The organism is Candidatus Omnitrophota bacterium (assembly GCA_028707125.1).
In the GTDB taxonomy this organism is placed as follows: Bacteria; Omnitrophota; Gorgyraeia; order Gygaellales; family JAQTUX01; genus JAQTUX01.
Genome location: JAQTUX010000001.1, coordinates 1,096,723 through 1,122,100, shown reverse-complemented (window position 1 = coordinate 1,122,100; position 25,378 = coordinate 1,096,723). Strand labels below are relative to the sequence as shown.

33 protein-coding genes, 1 tRNA gene and 1 riboswitch are annotated in these 25,378 nt (G+C 49.5%); of the genes, 32 read left to right on the top strand and 2 right to left on the bottom strand.

The annotated features are described in order from the left end of the window. Positions 1 to 2 precede the first annotated feature (2 nt). The 31 genes from PHR44_05675 (at position 3) to aroB (ending at position 22,724) form a co-directional block, all read left to right on the top strand. Positions 3 to 830 (top strand): heme ABC transporter ATP-binding protein, encoded by an 828-nt coding sequence (locus PHR44_05675; protein MDD4910150.1) that lies wholly within the window; start codon positions 3 to 5, stop codon positions 828 to 830. Further along, entirely contained in the window at positions 796 to 1,323 is a 528-nt protein-coding gene (locus tag PHR44_05670; GenBank protein MDD4910149.1) for a cob(I)yrinic acid a,c-diamide adenosyltransferase, read from the top strand. Before PHR44_05675 ends, PHR44_05670 begins: the two co-directional genes overlap by 35 nt. After that, positions 1,296 to 1,439: riboswitch (cobalamin riboswitch) on the top strand. (Overlaps the previous gene by 28 nt.) 16 nt (positions 1,440 to 1,455) lie before the next feature. Then, positions 1,456 to 3,279, top strand: a complete 1,824-nt coding sequence (locus tag PHR44_05665; protein ID MDD4910148.1) for a TonB-dependent receptor — start codon at positions 1,456 to 1,458, stop codon at positions 3,277 to 3,279. Between the two features lie 62 nt (positions 3,280 to 3,341). After that, a complete protein-coding gene (locus PHR44_05660; protein MDD4910147.1) occupies positions 3,342 to 3,959 on the top strand; it encodes a hypothetical protein in 618 nt (205 codons plus the stop codon). 84 nt (positions 3,960 to 4,043) lie between these two features. Next, positions 4,044 to 4,214 carry a 30S ribosomal protein S21 gene (gene rpsU / locus PHR44_05655; GenBank protein ID MDD4910146.1) on the top strand — a complete coding sequence of 57 codons (171 nt, stop codon included), beginning with the start codon at positions 4,044 to 4,046 and terminating at the stop codon, positions 4,212 to 4,214. Positions 4,215 to 4,222: 8 nt separating this feature from the next. Beyond that, positions 4,223 to 5,044: an AmmeMemoRadiSam system protein B gene (gene amrB / locus PHR44_05650; GenBank protein ID MDD4910145.1), complete on the top strand. Its 822-nt coding sequence runs from the start codon at positions 4,223 to 4,225 to the stop codon at positions 5,042 to 5,044. Between the two features lie 13 nt (positions 5,045 to 5,057). Beyond that, on the top strand, positions 5,058 to 5,213 hold the full coding sequence (locus tag PHR44_05645) for a Trm112 family protein (GenBank protein ID MDD4910144.1): 156 nt from the start codon (positions 5,058 to 5,060) through the stop codon (positions 5,211 to 5,213). Between the two features lie 3 nt (positions 5,214 to 5,216). Then, positions 5,217 to 5,651 carry a type II 3-dehydroquinate dehydratase gene (gene aroQ, locus PHR44_05640; protein MDD4910143.1) on the top strand — a complete coding sequence of 145 codons (435 nt, stop codon included), beginning with the start codon at positions 5,217 to 5,219 and terminating at the stop codon, positions 5,649 to 5,651. Positions 5,652 to 5,657: 6 nt separating this feature from the next. Continuing rightward, complete coding sequence (locus tag PHR44_05635) at positions 5,658 to 6,707, top strand: Xaa-Pro peptidase family protein (GenBank protein MDD4910142.1); 1,050 nt, start codon at positions 5,658 to 5,660, stop codon at positions 6,705 to 6,707. A 22-nt stretch (positions 6,708 to 6,729) separates the two neighbouring features. After that, on the top strand, positions 6,730 to 7,287 hold the full coding sequence (efp, locus tag PHR44_05630) for an elongation factor P (protein ID MDD4910141.1): 558 nt from the start codon (positions 6,730 to 6,732) through the stop codon (positions 7,285 to 7,287). Positions 7,288 to 7,302: 15 nt separating this feature from the next. After that, the gene (gene accB / locus PHR44_05625) at positions 7,303 to 7,749 is read left to right on the top strand and encodes an acetyl-CoA carboxylase biotin carboxyl carrier protein (GenBank protein MDD4910140.1); all 447 of its coding nucleotides are present in this window, start codon (positions 7,303 to 7,305) and stop codon (positions 7,747 to 7,749) included. Between the two features lie 5 nt (positions 7,750 to 7,754). Next, positions 7,755 to 9,113, top strand: a complete 1,359-nt coding sequence (accC, locus tag PHR44_05620; GenBank protein ID MDD4910139.1) for an acetyl-CoA carboxylase biotin carboxylase subunit — start codon at positions 7,755 to 7,757, stop codon at positions 9,111 to 9,113. Between the two features lie 21 nt (positions 9,114 to 9,134). Further along, positions 9,135 to 9,491 carry an Asp23/Gls24 family envelope stress response protein gene (locus PHR44_05615; GenBank protein MDD4910138.1) on the top strand — a complete coding sequence of 119 codons (357 nt, stop codon included), beginning with the start codon at positions 9,135 to 9,137 and terminating at the stop codon, positions 9,489 to 9,491. 3 nt (positions 9,492 to 9,494) lie between these two features. Continuing rightward, the gene (gene amaP / locus PHR44_05610) at positions 9,495 to 10,103 is read left to right on the top strand and encodes an alkaline shock response membrane anchor protein AmaP (GenBank protein ID MDD4910137.1); all 609 of its coding nucleotides are present in this window, start codon (positions 9,495 to 9,497) and stop codon (positions 10,101 to 10,103) included. A gap of 24 nt (positions 10,104 to 10,127) precedes the next feature. Beyond that, positions 10,128 to 11,156, top strand: a complete 1,029-nt coding sequence (locus PHR44_05605; GenBank protein MDD4910136.1) for a 6-phosphofructokinase — start codon at positions 10,128 to 10,130, stop codon at positions 11,154 to 11,156. Beyond that, positions 11,149 to 11,730, top strand: a complete 582-nt coding sequence (locus tag PHR44_05600) for an SIS domain-containing protein (GenBank protein ID MDD4910135.1) — start codon at positions 11,149 to 11,151, stop codon at positions 11,728 to 11,730. The genes PHR44_05605 and PHR44_05600 overlap by 8 nt, the downstream gene beginning before the upstream one ends. Further along, entirely contained in the window at positions 11,720 to 12,199 is a 480-nt protein-coding gene (gene rfaE2 / locus PHR44_05595; protein ID MDD4910134.1) for a D-glycero-beta-D-manno-heptose 1-phosphate adenylyltransferase, read from the top strand. The genes PHR44_05600 and rfaE2 overlap by 11 nt, the downstream gene beginning before the upstream one ends. Then, on the top strand, positions 12,196 to 12,609 hold the full coding sequence (locus PHR44_05590; protein ID MDD4910133.1) for a thiamine-phosphate pyrophosphorylase: 414 nt from the start codon (positions 12,196 to 12,198) through the stop codon (positions 12,607 to 12,609). The genes rfaE2 and PHR44_05590 overlap by 4 nt, the downstream gene beginning before the upstream one ends. Then, the gene (gene thiE / locus PHR44_05585; GenBank protein ID MDD4910132.1) at positions 12,587 to 13,222 is read left to right on the top strand and encodes a thiamine phosphate synthase; all 636 of its coding nucleotides are present in this window, start codon (positions 12,587 to 12,589) and stop codon (positions 13,220 to 13,222) included. The genes PHR44_05590 and thiE overlap by 23 nt, the downstream gene beginning before the upstream one ends. Before the next feature lie 3 nt (positions 13,223 to 13,225). Further along, entirely contained in the window at positions 13,226 to 14,506 is a 1,281-nt protein-coding gene (thiC, locus tag PHR44_05580) for a phosphomethylpyrimidine synthase ThiC (GenBank protein ID MDD4910131.1), read from the top strand. 3 nt (positions 14,507 to 14,509) lie between these two features. Continuing rightward, positions 14,510 to 14,580 (top strand) — tRNA-Gly (locus PHR44_05575). Between the two features lie 14 nt (positions 14,581 to 14,594). Then, complete coding sequence (locus PHR44_05570; GenBank protein ID MDD4910130.1) at positions 14,595 to 15,236, top strand: LysM peptidoglycan-binding domain-containing M23 family metallopeptidase; 642 nt, start codon at positions 14,595 to 14,597, stop codon at positions 15,234 to 15,236. After that, positions 15,233 to 16,867, top strand: a complete 1,635-nt coding sequence (locus PHR44_05565) for a hypothetical protein (GenBank protein MDD4910129.1) — start codon at positions 15,233 to 15,235, stop codon at positions 16,865 to 16,867. Before PHR44_05570 ends, PHR44_05565 begins: the two co-directional genes overlap by 4 nt. Continuing rightward, a complete protein-coding gene (locus PHR44_05560) occupies positions 16,864 to 17,361 on the top strand; it encodes a metallophosphoesterase family protein (GenBank protein ID MDD4910128.1) in 498 nt (165 codons plus the stop codon). The genes PHR44_05565 and PHR44_05560 overlap by 4 nt, the downstream gene beginning before the upstream one ends. A 28-nt stretch (positions 17,362 to 17,389) precedes the next feature. Further along, on the top strand, positions 17,390 to 17,887 hold the full coding sequence (locus PHR44_05555) for an HIT domain-containing protein (GenBank protein MDD4910127.1): 498 nt from the start codon (positions 17,390 to 17,392) through the stop codon (positions 17,885 to 17,887). Further along, positions 17,856 to 19,049 carry a deoxyguanosinetriphosphate triphosphohydrolase gene (locus PHR44_05550; GenBank protein ID MDD4910126.1) on the top strand — a complete coding sequence of 398 codons (1,194 nt, stop codon included), beginning with the start codon at positions 17,856 to 17,858 and terminating at the stop codon, positions 19,047 to 19,049. Before PHR44_05555 ends, PHR44_05550 begins: the two co-directional genes overlap by 32 nt. Then, positions 19,009 to 20,091: an HD domain-containing protein gene (locus tag PHR44_05545; GenBank protein MDD4910125.1), complete on the top strand. Its 1,083-nt coding sequence runs from the start codon at positions 19,009 to 19,011 to the stop codon at positions 20,089 to 20,091. The genes PHR44_05550 and PHR44_05545 overlap by 41 nt, the downstream gene beginning before the upstream one ends. Before the next feature lies 1 nt (position 20,092). Further along, positions 20,093 to 20,686, top strand: a complete 594-nt coding sequence (locus PHR44_05540) for an SPOR domain-containing protein (protein ID MDD4910124.1) — start codon at positions 20,093 to 20,095, stop codon at positions 20,684 to 20,686. Next, a complete protein-coding gene (locus tag PHR44_05535; protein MDD4910123.1) occupies positions 20,683 to 20,979 on the top strand; it encodes a small basic protein in 297 nt (98 codons plus the stop codon). Before PHR44_05540 ends, PHR44_05535 begins: the two co-directional genes overlap by 4 nt. Before the next feature lie 39 nt (positions 20,980 to 21,018). Next, entirely contained in the window at positions 21,019 to 21,639 is a 621-nt protein-coding gene (locus PHR44_05530) for a site-2 protease family protein (GenBank protein ID MDD4910122.1), read from the top strand. After that, on the top strand, positions 21,636 to 22,724 hold the full coding sequence (gene aroB / locus PHR44_05525) for a 3-dehydroquinate synthase (protein ID MDD4910121.1): 1,089 nt from the start codon (positions 21,636 to 21,638) through the stop codon (positions 22,722 to 22,724). Before PHR44_05530 ends, aroB begins: the two co-directional genes overlap by 4 nt. A gap of 11 nt (positions 22,725 to 22,735) precedes the next feature. On the opposite strand, the gene PHR44_05520 is transcribed toward aroB, so the two are convergent. Continuing rightward, positions 22,736 to 23,212, bottom strand: a complete 477-nt coding sequence (locus PHR44_05520) for a general secretion pathway protein GspB (protein MDD4910120.1) — start codon at positions 23,210 to 23,212, stop codon at positions 22,736 to 22,738. Continuing rightward, entirely contained in the window at positions 23,209 to 24,021 is an 813-nt protein-coding gene (locus PHR44_05515; protein ID MDD4910119.1) for an AAA family ATPase, read from the bottom strand. The genes PHR44_05520 and PHR44_05515 overlap by 4 nt, the downstream gene beginning before the upstream one ends. Positions 24,022 to 24,109: 88 nt before the next feature. On the opposite strand from PHR44_05515, the gene PHR44_05510 reads away from it, so the two are divergent. Continuing rightward, complete coding sequence (locus tag PHR44_05510) at positions 24,110 to 25,294, top strand: phospholipase D-like domain-containing protein (GenBank protein ID MDD4910118.1); 1,185 nt, start codon at positions 24,110 to 24,112, stop codon at positions 25,292 to 25,294. The last annotated feature ends 84 nt before the right edge of the window (positions 25,295 to 25,378 follow it).

The window sequence follows — 25,378 nt, the reverse complement described above, 5'->3', positions numbered from 1 at the left end:
AGATGAGCACAGATATACTGACAATAAAAAATCTGTTCTGCGGTTATGGCAGCAAGGATGTAATCCACAATATCAGTTTTTCCGTGGCAGAAGGGGAATTCGTCGGCATCATCGGTCCTAACGGCGCGGGAAAAACAACCTTGTTTAAAGCGGTCACCAAACTCCTGCATATAAGATCGGGAGAGGTAATATACCGCAATAAAGATGTCAACCGGCTCAGCGCCAGGGAGATCGCCGAAGAGATCGCCGTATTGCCGCAGGGCGTAGAACTCAATTTCTCATTCACGGTGGAAGAGTTTATACTGATGGGCCGTTATCCCCATAAGAAAAGGTTTGAAGGGCTGAGCAACGACGACTACGCCATAATTGAAAATGTCATGTCCCTGACCGATACGCAAGTTATATCAAGGCGTTTTGTGAATGAATTGTCCGGCGGGGAAAAGCAAAGAGTGCTTTTAGCGCAGGCGCTGGCGCAGGAACCCAAACTTCTGCTTCTGGATGAGCCGACATCCCACCTTGATATAGGTCATCAGATAAGCATAATGGAGCTGCTGAAGAATCTTAATAAAAAACAGGGGATCACAGTGCTTGCTGTCCTGCATGATCTGAACCTCGCGGCAGAGTACGCCGACCGGCTTATTCTACTGAATAAAGGCGAGGTGTTCAGATCAGGCGATCCGCGCGAAGTGCTTACCTATCAGAATATCGAAGATGTATATCAGACCGTAGTCGTGGTAAGGGAGAACCCGTTTTCGCGTAAGCCGTATATTTTGCTGGCGACAAAGGAGAGGATAGATGAAAAAAGGACTGGTGTTGATTTACACAGGTGACGGCAAGGGTAAGACCACGGCGGCGCTTGGCCAGGCGTTAAGGGCGCGGGGGCATGGCATCAAGGTATGCTGGATCTCCTTTTTTAAGGACTACAGCCGGATATACACCGGTGAGGCGAGGATGCTGAAAAAGATAGGCGTTAAGTTGTATTCCTTCGCGCCTCGTCATCCGCATTTTTTCAAGTCCGAGCCGCGCGATAACATAGTAAAAGAATGCGGCAGCGCTATGGAATGCATAAGGAAAATACTTGAATGCCATGGCTGCGGTATGCTGGTTTTGGATGAATTAAACATTGCCTTACGAGACAGATATATGAAAATAAATGACATTGTATCTATTTTGGAGCCGCTGAGAGGCGATGTAGATGTGGTCATAACCGGCAGAGGCGCGCCGAAGAAATTAAGGGATTACGCCGATATGGTTTCCAACATAAAGGAGGTGAGGCATCATTACCGTAACGGCGCGCAAGGAAGGAAGGGGATAGAATATTAACAACGTTACCGGATAGATAAAGGAAGCGAAGGTGTGAATCCTTCCGCTGCCCCGCAACGGTGATTGCCCGATAAGGGCATAAGCCCGGTCGATTATCTATTACGGAAAGTATTCTCGAAAGGAGAAGAAGAGATGAACAGGAGAAATTTGGTTTTTATCGCGGGATTAATTTTAGTGATGGTGTTCGGCGGCAGCGCCCTGGCCGAAGAGTATGAGTTGGATAAAATCGTAGTCAGCGCGTCGCGCTCCAAGCAGAAGTACAAGGAAACCACAAGAAGTTTAGATATTGTTGACAGCGAAGATATTGGATCCGGAAACATAGACGATGTAGCGGATGCGCTGGATTATGCTTCAGGGGCGCAGGTGCTAAGTTACGGCGGCATAGGGGCGCAGAAGACGCTGCGTATAAGGGGGGCTACCGACAACCAGACGCTGATACTGCTTGACGGGGTTTCCTTGAATAATTCACGGCACGGACAGGCAAACCTGGCAAAGATACCGCTTGATATGATAGACAGGGTTGAAATAGTCAGGGGGCCGGCATCAAACCTCTACGGCTCAAGCGCGGTAGGAGGCGTAGCCAACATAATCACAAAAGAGCCGGATAAGAAGCAGCATACATACATAAGGAGTGAGTTCGGCACATTCAGGACAAATATCAATACGCTATATAACTCGGGGACATTCGGGAAATTAGGGTATATAGTATCCGGGACTAGAAAAACATCGCAGGGGCACAGAGATAATTCCAAATACAGGGCAAATATCCAGGCGTTTAAAGCGGTGTATGACATTAATGAAACCAACAAACTCACAGTCCATACCGGCGCGCACTATGAAAAACACGGCATACCGGGAAAGGTGAACGCGCAGGATTTAGATGATGAGCAGATAGATAAGTCAAACTATACGCAGATATTATGGGATTCAGAGGTTGATGATACATTAAATTTTACTATCAAGTCATATTACAATTTTGACCGGATTGAATTTATAGAAAAGAGGGACCCTTTGAATAAAAACGCGGCCAATGACAAGGCGCGCGGCTTTGACGGGCATATAGAAAAGAGGTTCAGTGACAGGTATAAGTTTCTGCTTGGGTTAAACAGGCAGAAGAACCTGCTTAACAGCTCAAGTTCCGGCAAGCACGACTACCGGCTACTGGGGATATATCTTAATAATACCTTTACATTGTCAGATGATTTTAATATAGAGGCATCCTTAAGGCAGGACGACTATTCAAATTTCGGAGAGAAGCTGATGCCTTCTTTCAGCGTCTCTTACTGGCTGAACGATTCAGTAAAGTTGCATTCATTCGCAGGCAGGTCGTTCAGGGTGCCGACGTTTAATGATTTATATTACCCTGCCGCAGGCATATACGAAGGCAACCCAAATCTGCAGCCGGAAGTGGGCTGGTCAGGCGAGATGGGCCTGCAAAAATGGTTATCCAACGGCCATTTCATTGAGGTAGTTTACTTCAGAAATGATACGGATAAGCTGATTAACTGGGCTGAGGGAAGCGGCGGTGTATGGACGCCCACAAATATCAATTCCGCCATGATTGAAGGGTTGGAATTAAAAGCGGTATTCCCCTTATTTTTTGATTTAACAGGAGACGTTTCCTATAATTACTTGAGGTCTAAAGACAAGGATACGGATAAGTATCTTACTAACAGGCCCAAGCATAAGGTTGATATGTTTATAACGGCGGATGATGTCTGGGGCTGGGAGGTGAAACTCGGCGGACAGTTCGTTTCTAACAGGTTCACCAAGACAAACAACTCGGACTATCTGGATCATTTCTTTGTAATGAGCGTGGATGCCTCGCGGCAACTCATTAAAAATATCGAATATACTCTGTCTATCGATAATATGCTGAACAGAAAATACAGCCAGATACAGGGCTATCCTATGCCCGGCTTTTCGCTCAGGAGCGGCGTCAAGATAGAATTTTAGAGTGACATACGCGCCGTATTCTAGTAAACTATAAACGTATGCTTACCGAGAGAAGTTTCAAGATGGCGGTCTGTTTTTCGCTGCTCACGCACGCCGTATTATTTTTACGCCTGCCGAAAACAATGCTGCCCTCGCGAAAGGCGCTTAATGAGATAGAGATCACCTATAAAATACTCAGGGCCGCGCCGCTTAAAAACACGGCTCAACAGCAGAATAAAATGAAGAGGGAGCTGCCTAAGGGCAGAGGGTTGCCGCCTTTTATTAAGAATGAAACCCCCGCCATAGAGCGCTCCGCCTTAAAAGTGAACAAGCCCCTGCCCACGCAATCGGCCCAGGCCACATTTAAGAAGAAAATAACCGTTCCCGTCCTGGGGGCGGATAAGATCAAAAGCCCCGCCTATATGAGCTATTATGAGATAATAAGAGAAAAGATCAGGAGGAGCGCGTACAAGCATTATTTTCGTTCCGAAACAGGAGAGGTCAATATCGCCTTTACGGTCTCCTCTTCCGGGGCGGTTATCAATAGCGGGATAGCTCAAGGCAGGACCTTTGCCGGCCCCTACCTGAAAGAAATAGCCCTGAAGAGTATTTATGATGCCTCGCCGTTCCCGCCTTTCCCCAAGGACCTGGATTACCCGGAACTCCCCTTTACAGTAGCCATATCATTTGAAGTAGAGTAGCGCCGTCCTCTAATCTGTTGACACACAAGAGAATGGGTGATATATTAATCTGTGCAAAACGCAAATTAAGGGGGTGTAAGCAGGATGTCGGAAATTGAGGTAAGGAAGAACGAATCCTTTGAGTCTGCCTTAAGGCGGTTTAAAAAGAAGATAGACAGGGAAGGTATTCTAAGGGAACTCAGGGACAGGAAGCATTACGAGAAGCCTAGCGAGAAGCGGCGCAGAAGGTATTCAATAGGAAGCCGAAGCAGATAACGCCAAAAATGACTGAGGTCAAGATACGGATGCCCGCGGTCGCGGGCCAGTTTTATCCGGGCTCGCAGACCCAACTTAGAGGCGAACTCGGGTCGTTAGTGCAAGATCGCTCTTTTAAGAAAGATGCCCTGGCTTGTATTATGCCGCATGCCGGCTACACCTATTCCGGAAAGGTGGCGGGCGCCGTTGTTTCCAAGATCAAGATCAAGAGCAGCGCGATCATATTGGGGCCTAATCATACCGGCTATGGTAAGCCATTCAGCCTGATAGCTTCGGGCAAATGGCATACGCCTCTGGGGGATGTCGCGGTTAACGGCGCTCTCGCGTCGCTGCTTCTTGAGAATGACCCGCTCCTGGAAGAGGATTACGATGCCCACCGTTTTGAACATTCCATAGAGGTAGAGGTGCCGTTCCTGCAATACCTGAAGCCGGATATCAGTATCGTGCCGATAGTGGTGTTAAACGCGGAGATCGACACGCTGGAAGCTATAGGCATAAATATTGCCAGGGCCTTAAAGGCCGGCCACGCGGAGAAAGATACCTTGATCGTCGCCAGCAGCGATATGACCCATTATGAGTCCGCCGAGTCCGCGAAAAAGAAGGACATGGCCGCCCTGAATGACATAGCCCGCATGGATGAACGCAAGTTATTTAACGACGCCAGAAAGCTGGATATGACTATGTGCGGCATCGCTCCTGTAATAGTGGCTATGGTGGCGGCTAAGGCGCTTGGCGCGAAGTACGCTGAGTTGATCAAATATCAGACAAGCGGAGATGTTACCGGAGACAACAGTTCCGTAGTCGGATATGCCGGAGTAATCATTAACTAATCGAGGTGATAGAATGATAGATAAAGAGTTGTTAGATATTCTTGCTTGTCCTGCCTGCAAGAACGATGTGGAGTTGAAAGACAGCAAGATCGTTTGCAAATCCTGCGGCCGTAAATATCCTGTTCGCGACGGTATACCGGTTATGCTGATCGATGAGGCGGAGGCATAAAATATGAAAAAGATACTCATAATACACGGGCCGAATCTCGATCTATTGGGAAAAAGAGAGCCGCAGTTTTACGGTAAGGTCACGCTTAAGAAGATAAACGAGGAGCTAATGAAGGCAGCGAAGAAAGAGAAGGTAGGGCTGGAGATATTTCAGTCCGATCATGAGGGTGACATAGTAGAGAAGATAGGCAAGGCAAAGAAGGGCATAGACGGCCTGCTTATAAACCCCGCCGCATATACTCATACAAGCGTCGCGATAAGGGACGCCATATCCGCTTCGGGACTACCCGTTGTTGAGGTCCATCTTTCTAATATTTACGCCAGAGAGGAATTCAGGCACACTTCTCTGGTTGCCCCTGTAGCTTGCGGCCAGATCAGCGGTTTTGGTTTAAACAGTTATCTGCTCGGCCTCAAGGCGTTGGCAGCACTCCTGCGGTAGGGCCCTATGGCGCGGGACACCATAACTCAGCTGAGGAAAAAACTATATAAGCTGCGCCTGGACGCGCTGTTTGTAAGCAGCCAGCCGAATATTTCATATGTGACCGGCCTTGAATCAAGAGATGCTTATCTGTTGATCACCAGGCGCGCCCAATACCTGATCACGGATTTTCGTTACGAAGAAGAGGCGAGAAAATATCCCGGCATTTTTAAGATAGCCATAATAGACCATAACATATTCCAAACGCTCTGCTCGCTGGCTACAAAAGCGAGAGTAAGGCGGATGGGATTTGAGGCCAAGTCGTTATCCGTAGCTGAACTTAAGAGGATAAAGCATGCCTGCCGCGGCCTTGATTGCGTTTATACATTTGACCTGGTTGAATCATTGAGGCAGTTCAAAGGCAGCCGGGAAATAGCAAAGATAAGGAAGGCCATAGCAAGGACGGCTAAATGCCTTGAACAGGTAAGAAAGACGCTCAGGCGCGGCAGAAAAGAGATAGATATTCAGATCGCTATAGAATCATTGGCCAGGGGCAACGGCGTCAGAAGCATGGCATTTGATACCATAGTGGCCTTTGGCAAGAACGGCTCAATGCCTCATTATCCGACAGGAGAAAGCCGGCTTAAGAGGGATGAGCCGGTCCTGATCGATATGGGCGTTAATTTTGAGGGTTATAACTCAGACATAACCCGGGTATTTAAACGTAACTGCAGGAGCAGGGAATTTCTAAAGATTTACGACACGGCGTTGGAGGCGCAAGAGTTGGCTATATCGGCAATAAGGCCGGGGATCTGCGCTAAAGATGTGGATCATAAAGCGAGGGGCCATATCGCGAGCAGGGGCTACGGAAAGTTCTTCCGGCATTCCCTGGGCCATGGCGTAGGCCTGGAAGCGCACGAGCTGCCGTATATCAACTCAACAAATATGACGCGGCTTCTGCCGGGGATGGTGTTTACGGTTGAGCCGGGCATATATCTGCCGGGTAAGTTCGGCGTGCGTATAGAAGACATGGTGCTGGTGACCGAAGGCGGATGTGAAGTATTGACAACGCGTTAAATCTTAAGTAAAATAATCCTCTATGCTATCCATTAATCAGGTTAAGACAGGGCTTACGGTCTTGGTTGAAGGGAACGTGTATATGGTGGTGGAAGTCAACCATGTCAAGCCGGGCAAGGGCTCAGCGTTTGTCAGGACGAAGCTGCGCAATCTGAAGACCGGCAATATACAGGAATACACCTTCAGGGGCGAAGAAAAGATCGAGGAGGCCTTTGTGGACGAGAGGAAGCTCGCCTATTCCTACCGCGCGGGAGACATGTTCCATTTCATAGACCAGGATAACTTTGAGGACCTGGCGCTGCATAAAGACAATCTGCAGGGCAAGGAGCCTTTTCTTAAGGACAACCTGGAGGTGAGCGCGTATTTTTATAAGGGAGACCTTCTTAATATAAGCCTGCCGAATACCATCATAGTAAAAGTAGAGCATACGGAGCCGGGCATTAAAGGCGATACGGCAAAAAGCAGCGGCAAGCCGGCCACTATTGAGACCGGAGCGGTGGTCTATGTCCCGTTGTTTGTCAACACGGGCGATATGATAAAGGTGGATACCCGGACCGGGGAATATATTGAAAGGGCATAACCGAGAGGTGGAGAGATGAACCTTAAAGAGATCAAGGAAATGATAAATCTTATGAACGAGAACGGGCTCACCGAGCTTGAGATCGAAAAGGACGGGACTCGCATTAAATTGCGCAAGGGCTCCTCACAGTCAGGCGACCTGAATTCCCCCGTTATAGTTGAAAAAGAGCAGGTACTGCCCAGGGCCCAGGAGTCGCAGGCAGCAGCTAAGGAAGCAGGCAAGCTGGCAGAGATCAAATCCCCCATGGTCGGCACCTTTTACAGGGCGCCGTCTCCTGAATCGGCGCCATTTGTAAACGCTGGCGATGCCATAGAGCCGGGCCAGGTTATTTGCATTATAGAGGCGATGAAGCTGATGAACGAAATAAAGGCAGAGGTAAGGGGCAGGATAAAGGAAGTTTTAGTTGATAACGCTGAACCAGTCGAATTCGGCCAACCCGTCTTTTTAATCGAACCGTTATAAATAATATGTTCTCAAAGGTCCTCATAGCCAACAGGGGCGAGATCGCCCTCAGGATAATACGGGCATGCAAAGAGTTGGGCATACGCACTGTGGCGGTATATTCGCAAGCGGATAAGGACTCGCTGCATGTGAGGTTTGCCGATGAAGCGGTTTGTATAGGCGCGGCGGCGAGCAAAGAGAGCTACCTTAATATCCCGGCCTTGATAAGCGCCGCGGAGATCACAGACGTTGAGGCCATACATCCCGGTTACGGCTTTCTTGCCGAGAATGCCCATTTTGCCGAGATATGCCAGTCCTGCCAGATCACCTTTATAGGGCCTACTCCTGAAAATATACGGCAGATGGGCGATAAGATGCTGGCAAGGGAAACCATGCTTAAGATAGGGCTTCCTGTCATTCCCGGGAGCAAGTCCTCCATAAAGAGCAAGGAAGAGGCGCTGAAGATAGCCAAACAGGTGGGCTATCCCGTGATCATCAAGGCCGTAGCGGGCGGAGGCGGCAGAGGGATGAGGATCTGTCATAACGATGTGCGGCTTATCGGAGCTTTGATGACCGCGCAGACAGAGGCCGAGGCGAGTTTCGGCAATTCAGACGTCTATATAGAAAAATATATTGAGAAGCCGCGCCACATAGAGATACAGATCATTGCCGATAAGGCAGGCAACATAATACATCTGGGTGAGAGGGATTGCAGTATCCAGAGGAGGCACCAGAAGCTCCTTGAAGAGTCCCCCTCGCCGTTGGTCGACCCCAAAAGCAGGAAGCACCTCGGCCAGATGGCTATCGAGGGGGCAAAGAGCATAGGGTATTTGTCCTGCGGCACGGTAGAATTCCTGCTCGATGAAAATACCGGGAAATATTACTTTATAGAGATGAACACCAGGGTCCAGGTTGAGCATCCGGTAACGGAAATGGTGACCGGCATGGATATCATCAAGGAGCAGATAAGGATCGCCGCGGGCGAGAAGCTGAAGGTGAGCCAGGAAGACGTTAAGATGGAAGGCGCGGCCATTGAATGCCGCATCAACGCGGAAGATCACAGCAAGGCCTTTATGCCTTCTCCCGGGAAGATCGAAACCCTTATACTGCCGGGCGGCCCGGGAGTGAGAGTGGATACCCATGTATACCAGGGCTACACGGTAAACCCCTTTTACGATTCTATGGTGGCCAAGCTCATCGTGCACGGCAAGGACAGGACCGAGGCCATAGGCACTATGAGGAGGGCGCTGGACGAATTCGTGATAGCCCCCATACACACGACGATTGATTTTCATAAAATAATCCTGAATAATCCGCTTTTTGTGAGCGGGAACTTTTCCACGCATTTTGTGCAGGAGATTTTGAAGGAAGAATCGGAAGAATAACAAAAATTCAAGGGGGAAGGCATGAATAGGGAAGAATCCAGGACAGAATTCGGTTTGGTCAAGATCCATAAAAAAGCGATCTCTTCCGTCGCCTCTATCGCCGCCTGCGAAATAGACGGCGTAAAGGGGCTGGGAAGCGATATGCGAAGGTTTATTTTTGAATTTATCGGCAGAGACAGGCAAACAGGAGGCATCAAGGTTGATATAGATTCAAACGGCGAGGTCAAGATAGATATCCCGCTGGTAGTGAAGTACGGATACAGCATCCCTGATGTTGCCTCGCAGGTCCAGGAGAATGTAAGAAGGAATCTGGAAAAGACGACCAACCTGGTCATTAAAGATATCAATATAAATATTCAGGGCATAGAAAGGGGGTAGGCGATGAAATTCTTTACTGTTTTGGGGCTTATCTTTTATACAATAGTCATATGCGCTTTGGCCGGACTGTTGATCTCTCTGTCGCTGCATTGGATATACCCGGAGCACATCTCCAGCGCGCTCCATTTGATATATGACGATATGCAGTCGCGGCAGATAATTTTTCTCGTAGCCGTGTTTATCTTTCTGTTCAATCTCTTTTTCACCCAGGGCATTACAGGCAGATGGCAGCGCGAAAGGACGATCGCCTTTAAGATGCCCACCGGAGAGGTGACCATCGCGCTCTCGGCGGTTGAAGACCTCATCAAGAGGATTTCCAGCGGCATACCCGAGATAAGGGAGTTAAAGCCCAAAGTCATAGCGGGGAAGAAAAATAACATAGAAGTGAACATACGGTTGATCTTGAGGTCTGAGACGAACATACCCGATGTGACCAGCAGGCTTCAGGAAATGATAAAGTCAAGGATACAGGAGTTAGGCATAGATGCCGAGGTCATGGCGAGGATACACGTCGCCAAGATAATCTCGCATGAGGAAAAGAACAAGAAAGAGCATGAAGAAGGCAGATATGCCAAAGGGCCGGCTGTCCCCTTTGGTTACGGGCGCCATTAATACATAATAAGGAGGAATAAAGGCATGGCTACTATTGGAATTCTCACCGGCGGAGGCGACTGCCCCGGATTAAACCCGGTTATCAGGGCGGTCGTAAGGAAAAGCTTTAATGAGAATATCAGGGTCATAGGGATAAAGAACGGCTGGAAGGGGTTGATCGAGAACGACACTATGGAATTGGACCTTCAGGCGATTTCAGGCATACTTCCCAGGGGCGGCACGATATTAGGCACCAGCCGCACAAATCCCTATAAAGAAGAGGGCTCTGTCCAGCGCGCGAAAGATAATTATAAGAAAATGGGGCTTGACGCCCTGGTAGCGGTAGGCGGGGAAGACACCCTTGGCGTTGCCAATAAGCTGTGCAAGGAAGGATTGAATATTGTGGGCGTCCCAAAGACCATAGACAACGATCTTTCTGCCACGGATTACACCTTTGGCTTTGACACGGCGATAAACATAGCCACAGAATGCATTGACAGATTGCATACGACCGCGGAAAGCCACCATCGCATAATAGTCGTTGAGGTCATGGGCAGGCACGCGGGGTGGATCGCCGCGGAGGCCGGCATCGCTGGGGGCGCGGACATCATCCTCATACCGGAATACCCTATTGATGTTGAAGAGGTGGCGATCCTGCTTAAAAAGAGGCACGGCCGCGGCAAGACCTTCAGCATCGTGGTTGTGGCGGAAGGCGCCGAGTTTAAAAAGGGCTCTATGGTCCTGCAGGAGCAAAAACTTGACGAATTCGGACATGTAAGATTGGGGGGCATAGGCGACCTGCTCGCCAGGGAAATAGAAAAGCGCACCGGATACGAAACGCGCGTAAGCGTCCTCGGGCATATTCAGAGGGGCGGCAGCCCCACGGCCTTTGACCGCGTCCTGGGCACGCGTTTCGGCGTCAAGGCGGTAGAGCTGGTCAAGACAAAAAAGTTCGGGCATATGGTGAGCTTAAAGGGCAACAAAATAGTCGATGTGCCGCTGGAAGAGGCGGTGACAAAACTTAAGACGATAGATCCGGAACTTTATGAAATAGCGAAGGTGTTCTTTGGATAGAGAAGCCAGAAACATAGCGGAGCGGGTTCTTAACGAATCCCTTAAAATAAAGCAGGAGATCAAAGAGCGTCACCTGGATGATATTATCAGGGCCGCTGCCGTTGTAACCGGCGCGCTGCGTTCCGGCGGTAAGGTCATACTTTGCGGCAACGGCGGCAGCGCCGCCGACGCTCAGCACATAGCGGCGGAATTCATCGGCAGGTTTCAGAAGGAAAGGAAGGCCTATCCCGCTATCGCGCTTTCCACCAATACCTCTGTTTTGACCGCCCTGGCCAATGATTACGGCTACGATATCGTCTTTTCCCGTCAGATAGAGGCGCTGGCGGAAAAAAAGGACGTGGTAATAGGCATATCAACCAGCGGCAATGCCTCCAACGTCATTAAGGCGCTGGCAAAGGCAAAGGAACTTGGCGCCGGGACGATCGCGCTCACCGGCGGCAGCGGCGGGAAGTTAAGTAAAGAGGCCGGTATTTCCATAGTAGTCCCTTCCGCGGTGACCGCGAGGATACAGGAAGCCCACATAATTATCGGCCATATAATTTGCGAGATAGTAGAGGGGTCATTTGATAAATAGTAAAATCAAATCTCAGCGGGAGATATCCAGGATCGCCGCGTCCCTTAGAAAGAAAGGGCTGAGGGTGGTTTTTACCAACGGCTGTTTTGACATCCTGCACAAAGGGCATATCGCTTATCTGCGGAAGGCGAAGAGCCGCGCTGATATTCTTATCGTGGGCCTGAACACGGACAGTTCGGTAAGAAAGATAAAAGGCGATAAGCGGCCGGTCAACAATCAGAACGACAGGGCATATGTGCTTTCAGCGTTGGAATGCGTTGATTTCATCACGTTTTTTGCCGGGTTGACCCCGGAAGATCTGATCAGGAAGATAAGGCCGGATGTGCTGGTCAAGGGCGGCGACTGGAGCGTGGAGAAGATAGCCGGCGGTTCATTTGTCCGCGGTTACGGAGGCAGGGTAGTGAGCTTGCCTTATATCAAGGACTATTCTACCAGCGCTCTGATAAAGGCGATCAAAGGAAAAGGTTGAATAAGCGCGGCAATAACAGTAAGGTCTTCAGGGTCATAGACGCGAATTTAAACAGGGTAAAGGAAGGGCTTCGCGTATGTGAGGATACTACGCGGTTTATTTTTGACGATAAGCGCGCTACGCGGGAATTCAAGAAGATACGCCATAGTATTGATTTGATCTCCGGCGCGTTTGACTATAAGATCCTCCTCAAATACAGGAATATAGACGAAGACGTGGGAATAAGGCATATAAAAGCGGAACTGAAAAGGGCGGATCAGAACCGCATACTGCTTGCTAATATACAAAGGGTAAAGGAATCTCTCAGGGTCCTTGAGGAGTTCCTTAAATTGGTGGATGAGCGGCTTGCGGGGCGGGCAAAATACGCGCGCTACAGGACATACTCACTTGAAAAAATTCTGTTTGGATGAGCGTAATCTATACCTTGTGCTGGATAAGGATATATGCGCTGATACAAAGCGGCTGCCGGCTGTATCCGCTCAAGCGGCCAGGGCAGGCGTTGGCCTGATCCAGTTTCGGGCAAAGAACGCTGCCGCGGCAGAAATAATCGGTATAGCTTACCGGATCAAAGGCATCTTATCCAAATACGGCATACCACTGATCCTTAATGACCGGGCAGACATTGCCAGGATAGTGGATGCTGATGGGCTGCATTTGGGCCAGGACGACCTGCCGTTGGAGCGCGCCCGTGAGATCATCGGCAGGGGCAAACTCATCGGCATATCCTGCCATAGTATCAATCAGTGCCTTAAGGCGCAGAAGGAAGGCGCCGACTATATAAGCGTGGGGCCGGTTTTTAAGACCCCTACCAAGCCCGCGTACGCGCCTGTAGGGTTAAGTTTAATCAGGTGGGCGGCTAAGAATGTGGGCATACCGTTTTTTGCCATAGGCGGGATCAATTCGGGTAACCTTAATTCTGTAATTGATAGCGGGGCAGAGAGGATAGCCGTAGTAAGGGAGATCTGCGGCGCAAAGGACGTAAGTAAAAAAGTATCTTTTTTAAAAAAACGTATATCACAATAACCAATGACACTTATTGAAGAGGCAAGAAGGAATAAGGCCAATACCTTGATCCGCGGCATCGCCAAATGTGAAGGTGTTTCTATAAGTTATCTTCTGAAAAAGATAGCAAAAGGAGAGATCGTTATTCCTAAGAATACCTTCCATGATGTCGCCAGGCCCTGCGGCATAGGCAAAGGGCTGAGGACAAAGGTAAACGCCAATATAGGGACATCCGAGGATAAGGCGGACAGTAATTATGAATTAGAGAAGCTTGACGTTGCCGTAGAGGCCGGAGCAGATACGGTCATGGATCTAAGCACAGGCGGTAACATTGAGGGCATGCTGCGGTCAATGATCAAGCGTTCTTGTGTCCCCGTCGGCACAGTGCCGATCTATCAGGCGGCGTTGATCGCCGAGCGTTCCAGGGGCAGTTTCCTGAAGATGACGAAAGACGATATCTTTGGCGCGTTAAAGACGCAGGCGGAGATGGGCGTGGATTTTTTCACCATACATTCCGGCGTGACAAAGTCCGCCGTGTCTATCGCCCAAAAAAGGCGCCGCGTTCTCGGCGTTGTAAGCAGGGGAGGGGCGATGCTGACTGCCTGGATAGCGCGCTCCAATAAGGAAAATCCCCTATATGAATTTTTTGATGATGTGCTGGATATGGCGCGTAAGTTTGACATCACTTTGAGCCTGGGGGACGGGATGCGCCCGGGAAGCATATTGGATGCTACCGACGCATTGCAGCTGCATGAATTGAGGATACTCGGCGGATTGGCAAAGAGGGCCCTGAAGAAAGGCGTCCAAGTGATCATAGAAGGCCCCGGGCATGTTCCGCTAAACCAGATAAAGAGGAATATCCTGCTGCAGAAAAAGATATGCAGAAACGCGCCGTTTTATGTCCTAGGTCCGCTTGTCTGCGATGTCGCGGCCGGCTACGACCATATTTCCGGGGCGATAGGCGGGGCATTGGCGGCCGGTTTCGGGGCGGATTTTCTTTGCTATGTAACCCCTTCCGAGCATCTCAGGCATCCTGCCACCCAGGACGTAGAAGACGGCGTTATCGCTTCCCGTATAGCGGCTCACGCGGCCGATATAGCCAAGGGAGTAAAAGGCGCCGTGGATTGGGACAGGAAGATGTCTATCGCGCGAAAGAACAGGGATTGGAAAGAGCAGATCAAGTACGCGGTTTATCCCAGGAAAGCGGAGGAATATAGGGCTTCTTCTTTGCCCGCGCTTTCGGACGTCTGCACAATGTGCGGAAAGTTTTGTTCCTTGAAATTAGTCGAGAATTGCGTAAAATAGATTGCGGGCGTAGTTCATCGGTAGAACACCAGCTTCCCAAGCTGGATAGGTGGGTTCAATTCCCATCGCCCGCTTTGAAAAAAGTTCTATGAGAGAAATAGTTGCTATTGCCTCTATATTATTTTTGTTAAGCGGATGCGCGATGAGGCAGCCGGTTACTCCTACGGTGAGCGCGGGCAAGTATCACAATGTCCGGCGCGGCGAGACCCTCTGGAGGATAGCCAGGATGCATAGCGTGTCTGTTGACGCGCTGGTTGAGGCAAACGGTATTACCAATCCGCGCCAGGTAGAAACCGGGCGTAGGTTATTGATACCCGAAATAAAGGAATTTGACAATATTGAGCGTTCATCCGCCGCCTCCCGGGATTTTGCCTGGCCGGTAAGGGGCAGCATAGTATCCGCTTTCGGGAATCTAAGAAACAGGGTAAATAATAAAGGAATTGACATTCAGGTAAATTCGGCTTCAAATGTATCTGCTTCCAGGGGCGGGGTTGTGACATTCGTGGGAAGAGACCTTCACGGATGGGGTAATTCCCTGATAATTGACCACGGAGACGGTTTTGAAACGGTATATGCCGGGCTTTCGCGGATAAATGCCGGGGCAGGAGACAGGGTCGCGTCGGGAGATACGATCGGTCTGATCAATGCATCAGGCGGCGCTCACGCCCTTCTCCATTTTGAGGTGCGCAAAGGCCATATACCCAAAGATCCTCTTTACTATTTGCCATGAAAACAGGTGAGTTTATAGGAAGGCAGGAGATCAAAGATATCCTCGGCAAACGCCTGCAGGGGTTCAGGGAGGGTTACAGGCAGAATATAGCCGTTCTGGGAAGCGAGCTCGTTGGTAAAAGCAGCGCGGTTTTGGACTTCTTCGGCAGGTTCCAGGATAACGCGGTAGTGCCGGTATATCTTGAGGTAAAGCCGGATGAGGACCTTCAGTCATTTCTGAAGCGTTTTTTCTGCGCGATGCTCTACAGTTTCCTGCAGAATAGCGGCATATCCCTGCAGAACGATTACGGCTTTCTGGTCAACGCCTCCAGGAGATTCATTCCGGATACGGCAGGCAGGATCGCCGTCCTGGCAGAGGTCGCTAAGGCAGGCAGCAGGGCGTCCGGGGTGTTTTTTGAGATGCTATCTATCCTGGATGTTTTCTATAAAGAGACGTCAAAATCCTGCGTTGTCGTATTTGACGAATTCCAGAATATAGAGAATTTTAAGGTCAAGAACCTTTACAGGGAATGGGGAAAGGCGATATGCGTGCAGAAAAACATTATGTATATCCTCATAAGTTCCCGCGGGAAAAAGGCGCAGAAGATACTGCAGGAAGACCTTTCGCTTTTGTTCGGCAATTTTGAGATCATCGAATTGGCGCCCTTTGACGCCCGCTGCAGCAATGAAATGATAAACAGGCATTTCGCGCCCTTTTTCATAGACCATAACTTCAGGAAGTTCCTTATATATTTTACAGGGGGGCACCCGTTTTATTTAAAGACGATATGCGAGTCAATGACATCCTGCGCGCGCGGCCACGAGAAGAACATCATTGATTCAGAGGTATTTGTGGAGGGTATTGTCCGCTCTCTTTCCGACAGGTGGAGCGTGCTGAACAAAAATTTCCTTTTCAGGACGCGGCAGTTGGCCGATACCGCCTCATCCCGGGACCGCCTTAAGATACTCGCCTTCATTACCGACGGCTGCAACAGAATAAAGGACATACGGCTGAACCTCCGCCGGCAAAAAAATAAGATAGTAGATGAACTGGACGCCTTGATCGCGGGAGATGTCCTGACGAGAAGCGGGGATTTCTATACATTTAATGACCGGCTATATAATCTGTGGTTTAAATTCGTTTATTCCGACTACGCGTCGGGAAACCCCCTGATGGGTGAAGAGTTTATCACGAGGCTTAAGGCAAGGATAACGGATGAGGTAAAGAGTTTTATTGAGAATAACAATAAAGATATCCTGGAAAGGATGACCGAGCTTTTCTATAATTTTAATGATGAGTCGGTGGTGATAGAGCGAAAACGGCTGAAATTAAGCCATTTTCGCGAGATAAAACCGCTTAAATTCAGCGGCAGCCGCGTGAGGGACGGCATCCTCGGCAGGTCCTCCGATATTGTATGGGTCGCCGCCTTTAACGGTCAGGACGGCGCGTGCCTTACCTATGAAGACATAATGGAATTTGCCGGCGGCTGCAAGAAGTTCCGTTCAAAGGCGCGGAAAAAGTTTATAATCGTATCCGAAGATATAGACGCTAATGCCCGGCTCCTTGCCAAAGAGGAGAAGATAATGACCTGGAATCTGGACAATCTGAACCTGCTGATGGATTTCTACGGGAAACCCCGCATCATTAAATGAAGATAGGGGTTGTTTCCGACACGCATTATCCTGAAACCTGCAGCCGGCTGCCCGACGCGGTATTCAGCGGCCTTAAGTCGGCCGACCTTGTATTGCACTGCGGGGACTTAACAGACATCGCGGTCCTTGATATCTTCAGGGAAAGATTGCCCGGCGTAGAAGTGAAGGCGGTAAGGGGGAATATGGATTCCGCGAAGGCAAAGAACGCCCTTCCTGTTAAGCAGATACTGGAGGCCGGCGGTTTTAAGATAGGGCTTACTCACGGCTGCGGGCATCCCGATGATATCATAGACATGGTTAATAAGATATTTGAAGGCGAACGGCTTGACGCGATCGTGTTCGGCCACACACATAAGCCGTTCAACAAAGAAATAGGCGGGGTGCTTTATTTTAATCCCGGCTCGCTTTGCGATAAAATATTCGCGCCGTATAACTCTTACGGCATATTGGAGGTAGACAAGGGTATAAAAGGTAAAATAATCCGTATTAATTGATAAATCCGATTTAACTAAGAGGTACATGATGGACAAGTTATGGGCGCCGTGGCGCATGAAATATCTCAGGCAAGGCGGGAATAAACGCAAATGTATATTCTGTGGCGCGGCCGGCACAAGATCCGATAAGAAGCATTTTGTGGTCTTGCGAAGCAGGAATTCCCTGGCCCTGTTGAATATATTTCCCTATAACAATGGCCATCTTATGGTAGTGCCGCGCAGGCATGTGGCAGAGCTGTCAGGGCTTAGTAAGGAAGAGATAGCAGACCTTATCGGGCTGTTGAACAGGTCTAAGCTTCTCCTGGATAAGGTGCTTAAGCCGCAGGGATACAATGTAGGCATGAATCTGGGAAAGGTAAGCGGCGCGGGCTTCCCCGGGCACCTGCATATACACATCGTGCCGCGCTGGGCTGAAGACACGAATTTTATGCCGGTTATAGCCGGCACCAAAGTAATATCACAGTCGCTGGAAGAGCTGTATAATATCTTGAGGCATGCGGAAAAGCAATTACATAGAAGAGTTTGAAAGCAGGTTTCTCGCGCCTTACGCCCAGAAAAGCAGCCGGACGCGCGGCAGGCAGCATAAGGAAAAAGAGCATACCTACCGCGGTTGTTACCAGAGAGACAGGGACAGGGTAATACATTCGGCTGCTTTCAGGCGCCTGGAATACAAGACGCAGGTATTTGTCAATCACGAAGGCGATTATTACCGGACCCGCCTTACGCATACATTGGAGGTCTCTCAGATAGCCAGGACGATCGCCTGGGCGTTGAGGCTGAACGTAGATCTGGTAGAGGCCATTTCGCTCGCCCATGATCTGGGCCATACGCCTTTCGGGCACGCGGGCGAGGAGGCGCTTAATGATCTGATGCGGGATTACGGCGGGTTCAACCACAACGCGCAGAGCTTAAGGGTCGTGGATCTATTGGAGGAAAAATATCCTGATTTTCCCGGATTGAACTTGACCTGGGAAGTCAGGGAAGGCATAGCAAAGCATATGTCGGCTTATGATACCATAGCCGGAAACGAGACATTTGAGCCGGATAAACTGCCCGCGCTGGAAACACAAGTCGTTGACATCGCGGATGAAATAGCGTATGATAATCATGATTTAGATGACGGTATTACCTCAGGGCTTATCCAGGAGAGCGAACTTAAGAAGGTTTCTCTCTGGCGTGATGTATTCGAGGGGACCTGGGCGAAACACCGGAAGCTGGATCCGCAGATGAGGAAGTACCTGATGATAAGGTCGCTTATAGACATCCAGGTGACCGACCTCATCAATAATTCGCGGAAGAAACTAAAAGAATTCGCGCCTTCTTCTCCGGATGACGCGAAGGGCCTTAAGGAAAAGATTATCGTCTTCAGCGATGATATAAAGGAACGCAGATTAGAGTTACGCCGCCTTCTGATCAGGGATCTTTACCGCCATTATAGAGTGTTAAGGATGTCTCATAAGGCAAAGAGGTTTATCACGGAATTGTTTAATTTATACCTGGAGAGCCCGGAGCAGCTTCCTGTAAGCAGGAAGGGCCCTGCTTCGACAGGATCAGCACCCGCCCTGGACCAACCAAGGGGCTCGCAGGAGGACACCAGAAGGATGATTTGCGACTATATAGCCGCGATGACCGACAGGTGCGCGCTGGATGAGCACAAGAAACTATTTGACCCTCACGAAAAAGTATAAACGGGCGATCTCTTCGCAGCATTCGCTTTACCGCCTGATAAATTCCAGTTTTGATATCAAAGGCCTTTTGCTCCGCCTTTCAAAACTTCTTTGCCAGGTTATGGAGGCGGCGCAGTGCACCGTGATCCTGCTTGACAATACGAAGCAATATGCCGATCTTAAATGCGCCTACCGTATAAATAAGAGGATCATTGTTGAGCGCAGGGGCAGGTTGTCTAATTATCTGGAGAAGGAGATCGCGAAGACGGCCACCCCTGTTAATAAGGGCTGTGTTATGGCCGCGCCTCTTATGTCTGAAGACATAATCGGCATTGTCATATTAAAGCGCGGCAGGCATCAGCAGCCGTTTGATTCCGTTGATCAGGATATACTTTCTATGCTGGTTACGCAGGTATCAATGGGCATAAAGAATATCCAGCTTTATGAAGAGCAGCAGAAGTTGATACTCGGCAGCATAAAATCCATGGTGAAGCTCCTTGACGCGAAGGTCCCCCGTGAATACACGCATACGCCTTACTTCAGCAAGCTGGTGGGGGATATCGCGCATCAGATGCGGTTGAACGAAAGCGACATACGTATCCTGAAGTACGCGAGCATGCTTCATGATGTCGGCAAGATAGATATCCCCAGTGAAATACTTATGAAGCCGACACCGCTTACAAAGAAAGAGTTCGGATTGATCAAAGGCCATCCTGTCGCGGGCGCGAAGATGTTCAAGCCCCTTCAGATCCTTAAGCCCGTCATACCCATAATACTGCATCATCACGAAAAATATGACGGACAGGGTTATCCTTCCGGGCTTAAGAAAGGCAGGATCCCTCTGGGCGCGAGGATAATGTCGGTTGCCGACGCCTTTGAGGCCATGGTTTTCGGCCGCCCCTATAAAGAGAGGATGAATGTCATTCAGGCGGTAAATGAGATAAAGAGGCAGAGCGGCTCGCAGTTCGATCCCAAGGTAGTAGATGCATTTCTGAAGGTATTGAAGAGTTTCAGGATAAAAAAATACTTGAAGAGGGAACGCTCAAAAGTTATAATGAAATAATATGGATTTCAGGCATACATCCACACAATTAGAGCTTTTTTCTGAGGGAGAGCACGGCCCGGCGCCAAGGGGCGGCGCCTGCAAGCGGTCGTTCAAAATTAGCATCAAGCGGCATGAGAAGCAGATAATGCTGCTTATATGTTTTATAGTATGCGGCGTCGTGTTCTTTTCTTTTGGTTTTGAAAGAGGCAGGCGCCTGGCAGGTTCCGGCGGAATCGCCGGGGCAGGCAATACCCGGATGAAGGCGATCGCCGCGCCTAAGGCAGTTCAGAAAGGGGCAGAGATCCAGAGGCCTGCTGAGAAGTCAGGCGGGGAAGTCCTGCTGGCGAAGGGGGGGAGCGCGCGGATACAGGGCAGCGCCCCCGGAGCAAGCGAATACTATACGATACAGATCGCCTCTTATACTAAACAAGAGCACGCGAAATCAGCAGCGCAGAGGTTTGAGAAAAAGGGCTACAAGACGATAGTTATGCCTAAGGGCAAATATGTGGTTTTATGCATCGGCAATTTTCCTTCAAAAGACAAGGCGCAGGTTTCACTGAAGGAGCTTAAGAAGGAAAAACAATATAGTGACAGTTTTGTCAGGAGGTTATGATGTCGATACACCCGTCGCTTGGTTCATCCATTAAACACAAAAAACAGAAGTCGGTTTTAAAGAGAACGGAAAAGTTAAAATCGTTATTAGAGAAAGGCAAATGGAGCGAGGGTGAGTCTGTCTTCGGCTTGCCCAAGATAAAGACCGTAAGGATCAAGATCAAGAAGGAAAAGGCGGTTAAGGAACCCACTGCCGAGGCCGCGGCAGCAGGCGGCGCTCCCGCGGGCGGAACCAGGGAAGCAGCGCCTAAGGGCGCGGCTCCATCTAAAGGCGCGGCTCCATCCGGAAAGTAATGATTTCACAGATTTAAAGTTCCCGCCTAAAACCTACGAATGATAGCCCAAGATCTAAGCGCGACAGTATTAATGGTGGTCATATTCTACTTTGCCGTGGTGTTCCACGAGGTCAGCCATGGTTTTGTCGCGCTTAAGCTCGGCGACCACACCGCTCTAATGGCAGGGCGCCTTACTCTCAATCCTTTGGTCCATATAGATATCTTCGGGACGATAGTATTCCCCGCCTTGCTTATTCTAAGCGGTTCCAGGTTTATTTTTGGCTGGGCAAAACCCGTGCCGGTTAATTTCAGGAATCTCCATAACCCCAAGAGGGATATGATCTGGGTAGGGCTTTCCGGATGCGCCGTAAACTTTATGATCGCCTTATTGCTTGCTTTAGTTATAAGATTTACCCCTGTTTTGAGTTTAAAGGCGCTATATTTTTTGAGGCTGGCAGTGTACATTAACCTTCTGCTTGCCGTATTCAATCTTATACCTATACCTCCTCTTGACGGATCCAGGGTCTTAATGGGTATCTTGCCTTCCAGGATCTCTATGGCTTACGCGGCGCTGGAACCGATAGGTATGTTTGTCCTGTTGTTTCTGCTGTTTGCCGGGCTGTTCGGCAGGATACTGCTGCCGGCGGTCAATGCCATAATAAGGATATTCGGCATATGAAGAATATTAAAGTTGACCTGGGCGAGCGTTCCTACGATATACACATCGGCAGCGGCGTGATCGCCAGGGCGGGCGGTATATTGCGCCGCCTGGATCCCGGCACGGACGCCTTGATCGTAACCAACCGTTTTCTAAAAAACAGATTCTCTTCCGGTATCCGCGGCTCCCTGGGATCTTCCGGTATATCGGTAAAGATCATTGAAGTCCCTGATTCAGAAACCGCGAAGTCCATAAAGTGTGCCTGGGCCCTGGTCGAAAAGATCGCCCGTATGGATGTGCATAGGCGGATATTCCTTGTGGCGCTGGGAGGGGGAGTAATAGGCGACCTGACCGGTTTCGTCGCGGCCGTGTATAAGAGAGGTATCCCTTATGTCCAGGTCCCTACGACCCTGCTTTCGCAGGTTGATTCCAGTATTGGCGGCAAGACCGGAATTGACCTTGTTTCAGGCAAGAATCTTTGCGGCGCGTTTTATCAGCCCATAGCCGTGATCAGCGATATTGCGTTATTGCGGGAATTACCGGCCAGGCAGATACGCGCGGGGCTTTCAGAGGCGGTTAAATACGGCCTTATAATGGACAAGGATTTATTCCGGCTCATTGAAAAAGAATATGTGAAGCTGCTTTCCTGCGACCGGAACATAATGGAGCCGGTTGTCAGAAGATGCGCCGCGCTTAAGGCGGGGATAGTTTCCAGGGATGAGAGGGAGAAGAAGGGCCTGCGCACGATATTGAATTTCGGTCACACCGTGGCCCACGCGATCGAACAGGCAGGCAGATACAGCTTATACGGGCACGGCGAGGCGCTCGCGTTGGGCATGGCTGCCGAAGCTGATATCAGCAGGCGATTGGGCCTGCTCAGCAGCCAGGACCACAAAAGAATAGCCGGCCTTATAAAAGCTATGGGGCTGCCGTCCAGGATCACGGGTATAGGCGTAGAGCCGATCATGCGGGCGCAGGCGCACGATAAAAAATTCTCAGGCAAGGTCAACAGGTTCGTTTTGATAAAGGGTATCGGGAAGGCGTTAGTGCGCGAAAACATCCCTGAACGTGTTATACGGGATTCATTGAAAGCGCTGCGGAAGTAGATCCGGCCCCGCTACTTATTATATTTTACTATAGTTATTTCCCCGCCGTATTCCAGCACCACTTCATCAGGGTGGATCTCCAGTATCTTTCGTCCCTCTACAGTGTCTTCTTCGTGCAAGGTCAAACCGTTAACGATCGCCCATTTTTCGTCTTCGGAATAAAGGATCCCGCTGAGATTGAATTCCGGCGCGGGCGGCGGCAGGGAGGCAGGGTCCTGCTCACGCTGGCCTGATATTGCGGGGCCGGCATCTGCCTGTTCAGCGGCCGGCGCCTCTTCGATGCTCTGCGCCTGTTCTGTGCGCGCTAAGATCATTTCATCGTTACGCGGCTGACGCTTGATCTTCAGGAATATTCCCGCGGCAACAATAGCGGCGACAGGCAATATTAATACCGCGGCGGCAGGGAGGCGGCGGCGCCTTACGGCTGGTTTGGGGATGAAGTGTGTTTGCGCCTGGGTCTTTTTTAACGCTTCGTATATTATACTCATGGTATAAACTGCAGTTCTTTTATCGCTTCTTTTGTCAGGTCCGGGTGGATCCTCGGGTTGCTGCGGTTAAATGCCGCCAACAGCGCCCTGTCGCAGGCAATATTGATCAAGCGAGGCACGCCCCGCGAGAATTCGTAGATCATCTCTACGGCGCCGTCATCAAACGCCAGAACGCATTTTTCCCTGGAGGCGACCTTTACCCTGTGAAGTATGTATTGCCTTGTCTCTTCTTTATCCATGGGGTTCAGGTGGTAATGCACCGCTATCCTCTGTTTCAGCTGCCGCAGGACATGCAGGTCAAGCAGCGCGTTCAACTCCGGCTGCCCGATCAGTATGATCTGCAGCAGCTTGTCCTTCTCTGTCTCAAGATTGGAGAGCAGGCGTACCAATTCCAGGTCTTCAGGGTTTAAGTTTTGCGACTCGTCTATTACCAGCACGACGTTTTTACCTTTGCCGGATTCATTTATAAGGAATTTATTCAGCGCCCAGATATAGGATAGATTTGTATTTTTTGTGACAGGTATGCCGAAATCGCCGGTTATTGCCTTGAGCAGTTCGTTCCCGGAGAATGACGGATTGATCACGAACGCCGTCTTGGTATTGTCATCCAGGATGTTTAACAGCGCCCTGCAAAGGGTGGTCTTTCCCGTGCCCACCTCGCCTGTGATAAGTATCACCCCCTTTCTTTCCTTTATGCCGTAGATCAAATGCGCCAGGGCCTCCTTGTGGTGCCTGGCAGAGAAAAAGAAGGAGGGGTCAGCGGTAACGTTAAATGGCCTTTCCTTTAGATTGAAGAAATCGCAGTACATATCTATATTATACTCAATTTTTCGCTAATTAAAAGGCCATTATAATTTTTTGCTCTTTCCGGAGTTTTTATAGTATAATCAAGCCAAGGTGAGAAACATAAATAAGCTAAGAGTCAACTATATATCTCTGGCTGCATTGGCTTATTTTGTATTTTGCGGCCAGATCAGCTCTGCGGAAATCCTTTTCGGCAGCTCCTACCACCAATACCTGCATAAATACCTATCCGAGTCCAAGACCTCAATTACCATAGCGATCTACTTTATCATAATAGGCCCTGATGACCAGGCCAACCCGGTTAACGAGCTGCTTAATGATCTCATAGCCGCGAAACAGCGTAAAGTAGCGATAAAGGTCATCTTGGAGGACTCAAAGCTAAAGGAGAACCGCCTTGCCTATGAAAAGCTAAAGGAAAACAACATAGCCGTATACTTTGATACGCCTGAGCATCTTTTGCATACAAAGGCAGCCGTTATTGATGACAGATATGTATTCGTAGGCAGCGCCAACTGGTCAAAGGCGGCCATTGAAGATAACTATGAGGCCACCTATTTTAAGGACTCTCCCGAAGACGCCATTGCCTTGAAGGAGCAGATTAACGATATCCCTCTTCAGGATAAAGATCTATTCCTGCCTTCCGCAGAAGGCGTAGCTGTTTCAAGCAGTTTTCTTCTTTCCCCTAAGTTAGGCCGCCGTCTCATTAAAGCCCAGGCAGACAGACAATTTGACATTTATCTACTGTTACATAAACTCCGGCAAGAGAGAGACCAGTCATCCTTTGACCTTGATTACGACTCTATAGCCAAAGATATGAAATACCAAGCTCCAAAGAAACCGGGCACCTATCGCAATGAACACCACTACTTCTATGAGAGGGTGCACCGTTTACTGAAACGCCTCAGGCGCTGCGGCCTTATAGACTACAGGAAAGGCAAAGTCACACTAAAGTCCGATACCGCCGCGCTCTCCGCCCCAATAACAATTCCCTTTGAATATTGGCATCAGGGATACTCCGACAAACTCTCTATGCGGGCAAAGTATATGTATCTTGTTTGCCTGTATGAAGCATCCCGCTCTACAAAATACCCTTTCTGGTTCCGCAGCCAGGAAGATATGTCCAAGCTCTACGGCATAAGCGATACGACTATCTCATTAGGTCTCTTGGAATTAGAGTCAAACGGGCTCATTGAAATCACCAGAGACAAGCCAACACCCCCTGATTATTCCGACAGGAAAGCCAATGTTTACAGGATGCTCCCCCTCATAAGAAAATAATTGCTCACAAATATAGGGGTGCTATAATATGTAACTATATGGCAGAGATGAAGATGACGCCCAGACACTTATAAAACGCTTATG

Bases quoted from the DNA above. Each gene is read 5' to 3' on its own strand.
- PHR44_05605 (MDD4910136.1), top strand. From the start codon at position 10,128: ATGGCTACTATTGGAATTCTCACCGGCGGAGGCGACTGCCCCGGATTA.
- PHR44_05665 (MDD4910148.1), top strand. From the start codon at position 1,456: ATGAACAGGAGAAATTTGGTTTTTATCGCGGGATTAATTTTAGTGATG.
- PHR44_05540 (MDD4910124.1), top strand. From the start codon at position 20,093: ATGGATTTCAGGCATACATCCACACAATTAGAGCTTTTTTCTGAGGGA.
- PHR44_05560 (MDD4910128.1), top strand. From the start codon at position 16,864: ATGAAGATAGGGGTTGTTTCCGACACGCATTATCCTGAAACCTGCAGC.
- aroB (MDD4910121.1), top strand. From the start codon at position 21,636: ATGAAGAATATTAAAGTTGACCTGGGCGAGCGTTCCTACGATATACAC.
- PHR44_05660 (MDD4910147.1), top strand. From the start codon at position 3,342: ATGGCGGTCTGTTTTTCGCTGCTCACGCACGCCGTATTATTTTTACGC.
- PHR44_05515 (MDD4910119.1), bottom strand. From the start codon at position 24,021: ATGTACTGCGATTTCTTCAATCTAAAGGAAAGGCCATTTAACGTTACC.
- PHR44_05520 (MDD4910120.1), bottom strand. From the start codon at position 23,212: ATGAGTATAATATACGAAGCGTTAAAAAAGACCCAGGCGCAAACACAC.
- PHR44_05675 (MDD4910150.1), top strand. From the start codon at position 3: ATGAGCACAGATATACTGACAATAAAAAATCTGTTCTGCGGTTATGGC.
- amaP (MDD4910137.1), top strand. From the start codon at position 9,495: ATGAAATTCTTTACTGTTTTGGGGCTTATCTTTTATACAATAGTCATA.
- PHR44_05535 (MDD4910123.1), top strand. From the start codon at position 20,683: ATGATGTCGATACACCCGTCGCTTGGTTCATCCATTAAACACAAAAAA.
- PHR44_05615 (MDD4910138.1), top strand. From the start codon at position 9,135: ATGAATAGGGAAGAATCCAGGACAGAATTCGGTTTGGTCAAGATCCAT.
- PHR44_05570 (MDD4910130.1), top strand. From the start codon at position 14,595: ATGAGAGAAATAGTTGCTATTGCCTCTATATTATTTTTGTTAAGCGGA.
- PHR44_05550 (MDD4910126.1), top strand. From the start codon at position 17,856: ATGCGGAAAAGCAATTACATAGAAGAGTTTGAAAGCAGGTTTCTCGCG.
- accB (MDD4910140.1), top strand. From the start codon at position 7,303: ATGAACCTTAAAGAGATCAAGGAAATGATAAATCTTATGAACGAGAAC.
- efp (MDD4910141.1), top strand. From the start codon at position 6,730: ATGCTATCCATTAATCAGGTTAAGACAGGGCTTACGGTCTTGGTTGAA.
- PHR44_05530 (MDD4910122.1), top strand. From the start codon at position 21,019: ATGATAGCCCAAGATCTAAGCGCGACAGTATTAATGGTGGTCATATTC.
- PHR44_05635 (MDD4910142.1), top strand. From the start codon at position 5,658: ATGGCGCGGGACACCATAACTCAGCTGAGGAAAAAACTATATAAGCTG.
- aroQ (MDD4910143.1), top strand. From the start codon at position 5,217: ATGAAAAAGATACTCATAATACACGGGCCGAATCTCGATCTATTGGGA.
- PHR44_05645 (MDD4910144.1), top strand. From the start codon at position 5,058: ATGATAGATAAAGAGTTGTTAGATATTCTTGCTTGTCCTGCCTGCAAG.
- PHR44_05565 (MDD4910129.1), top strand. From the start codon at position 15,233: ATGAAAACAGGTGAGTTTATAGGAAGGCAGGAGATCAAAGATATCCTC.
- accC (MDD4910139.1), top strand. From the start codon at position 7,755: ATGTTCTCAAAGGTCCTCATAGCCAACAGGGGCGAGATCGCCCTCAGG.
- rpsU (MDD4910146.1), top strand. From the start codon at position 4,044: ATGTCGGAAATTGAGGTAAGGAAGAACGAATCCTTTGAGTCTGCCTTA.
- PHR44_05545 (MDD4910125.1), top strand. From the start codon at position 19,009: ATGAGCACAAGAAACTATTTGACCCTCACGAAAAAGTATAAACGGGCG.
- amrB (MDD4910145.1), top strand. From the start codon at position 4,223: ATGACTGAGGTCAAGATACGGATGCCCGCGGTCGCGGGCCAGTTTTAT.
- PHR44_05555 (MDD4910127.1), top strand. From the start codon at position 17,390: ATGGACAAGTTATGGGCGCCGTGGCGCATGAAATATCTCAGGCAAGGC.
- PHR44_05670 (MDD4910149.1), top strand. From the start codon at position 796: ATGAAAAAAGGACTGGTGTTGATTTACACAGGTGACGGCAAGGGTAAG.
- thiC (MDD4910131.1), top strand. From the start codon at position 13,226: ATGACACTTATTGAAGAGGCAAGAAGGAATAAGGCCAATACCTTGATC.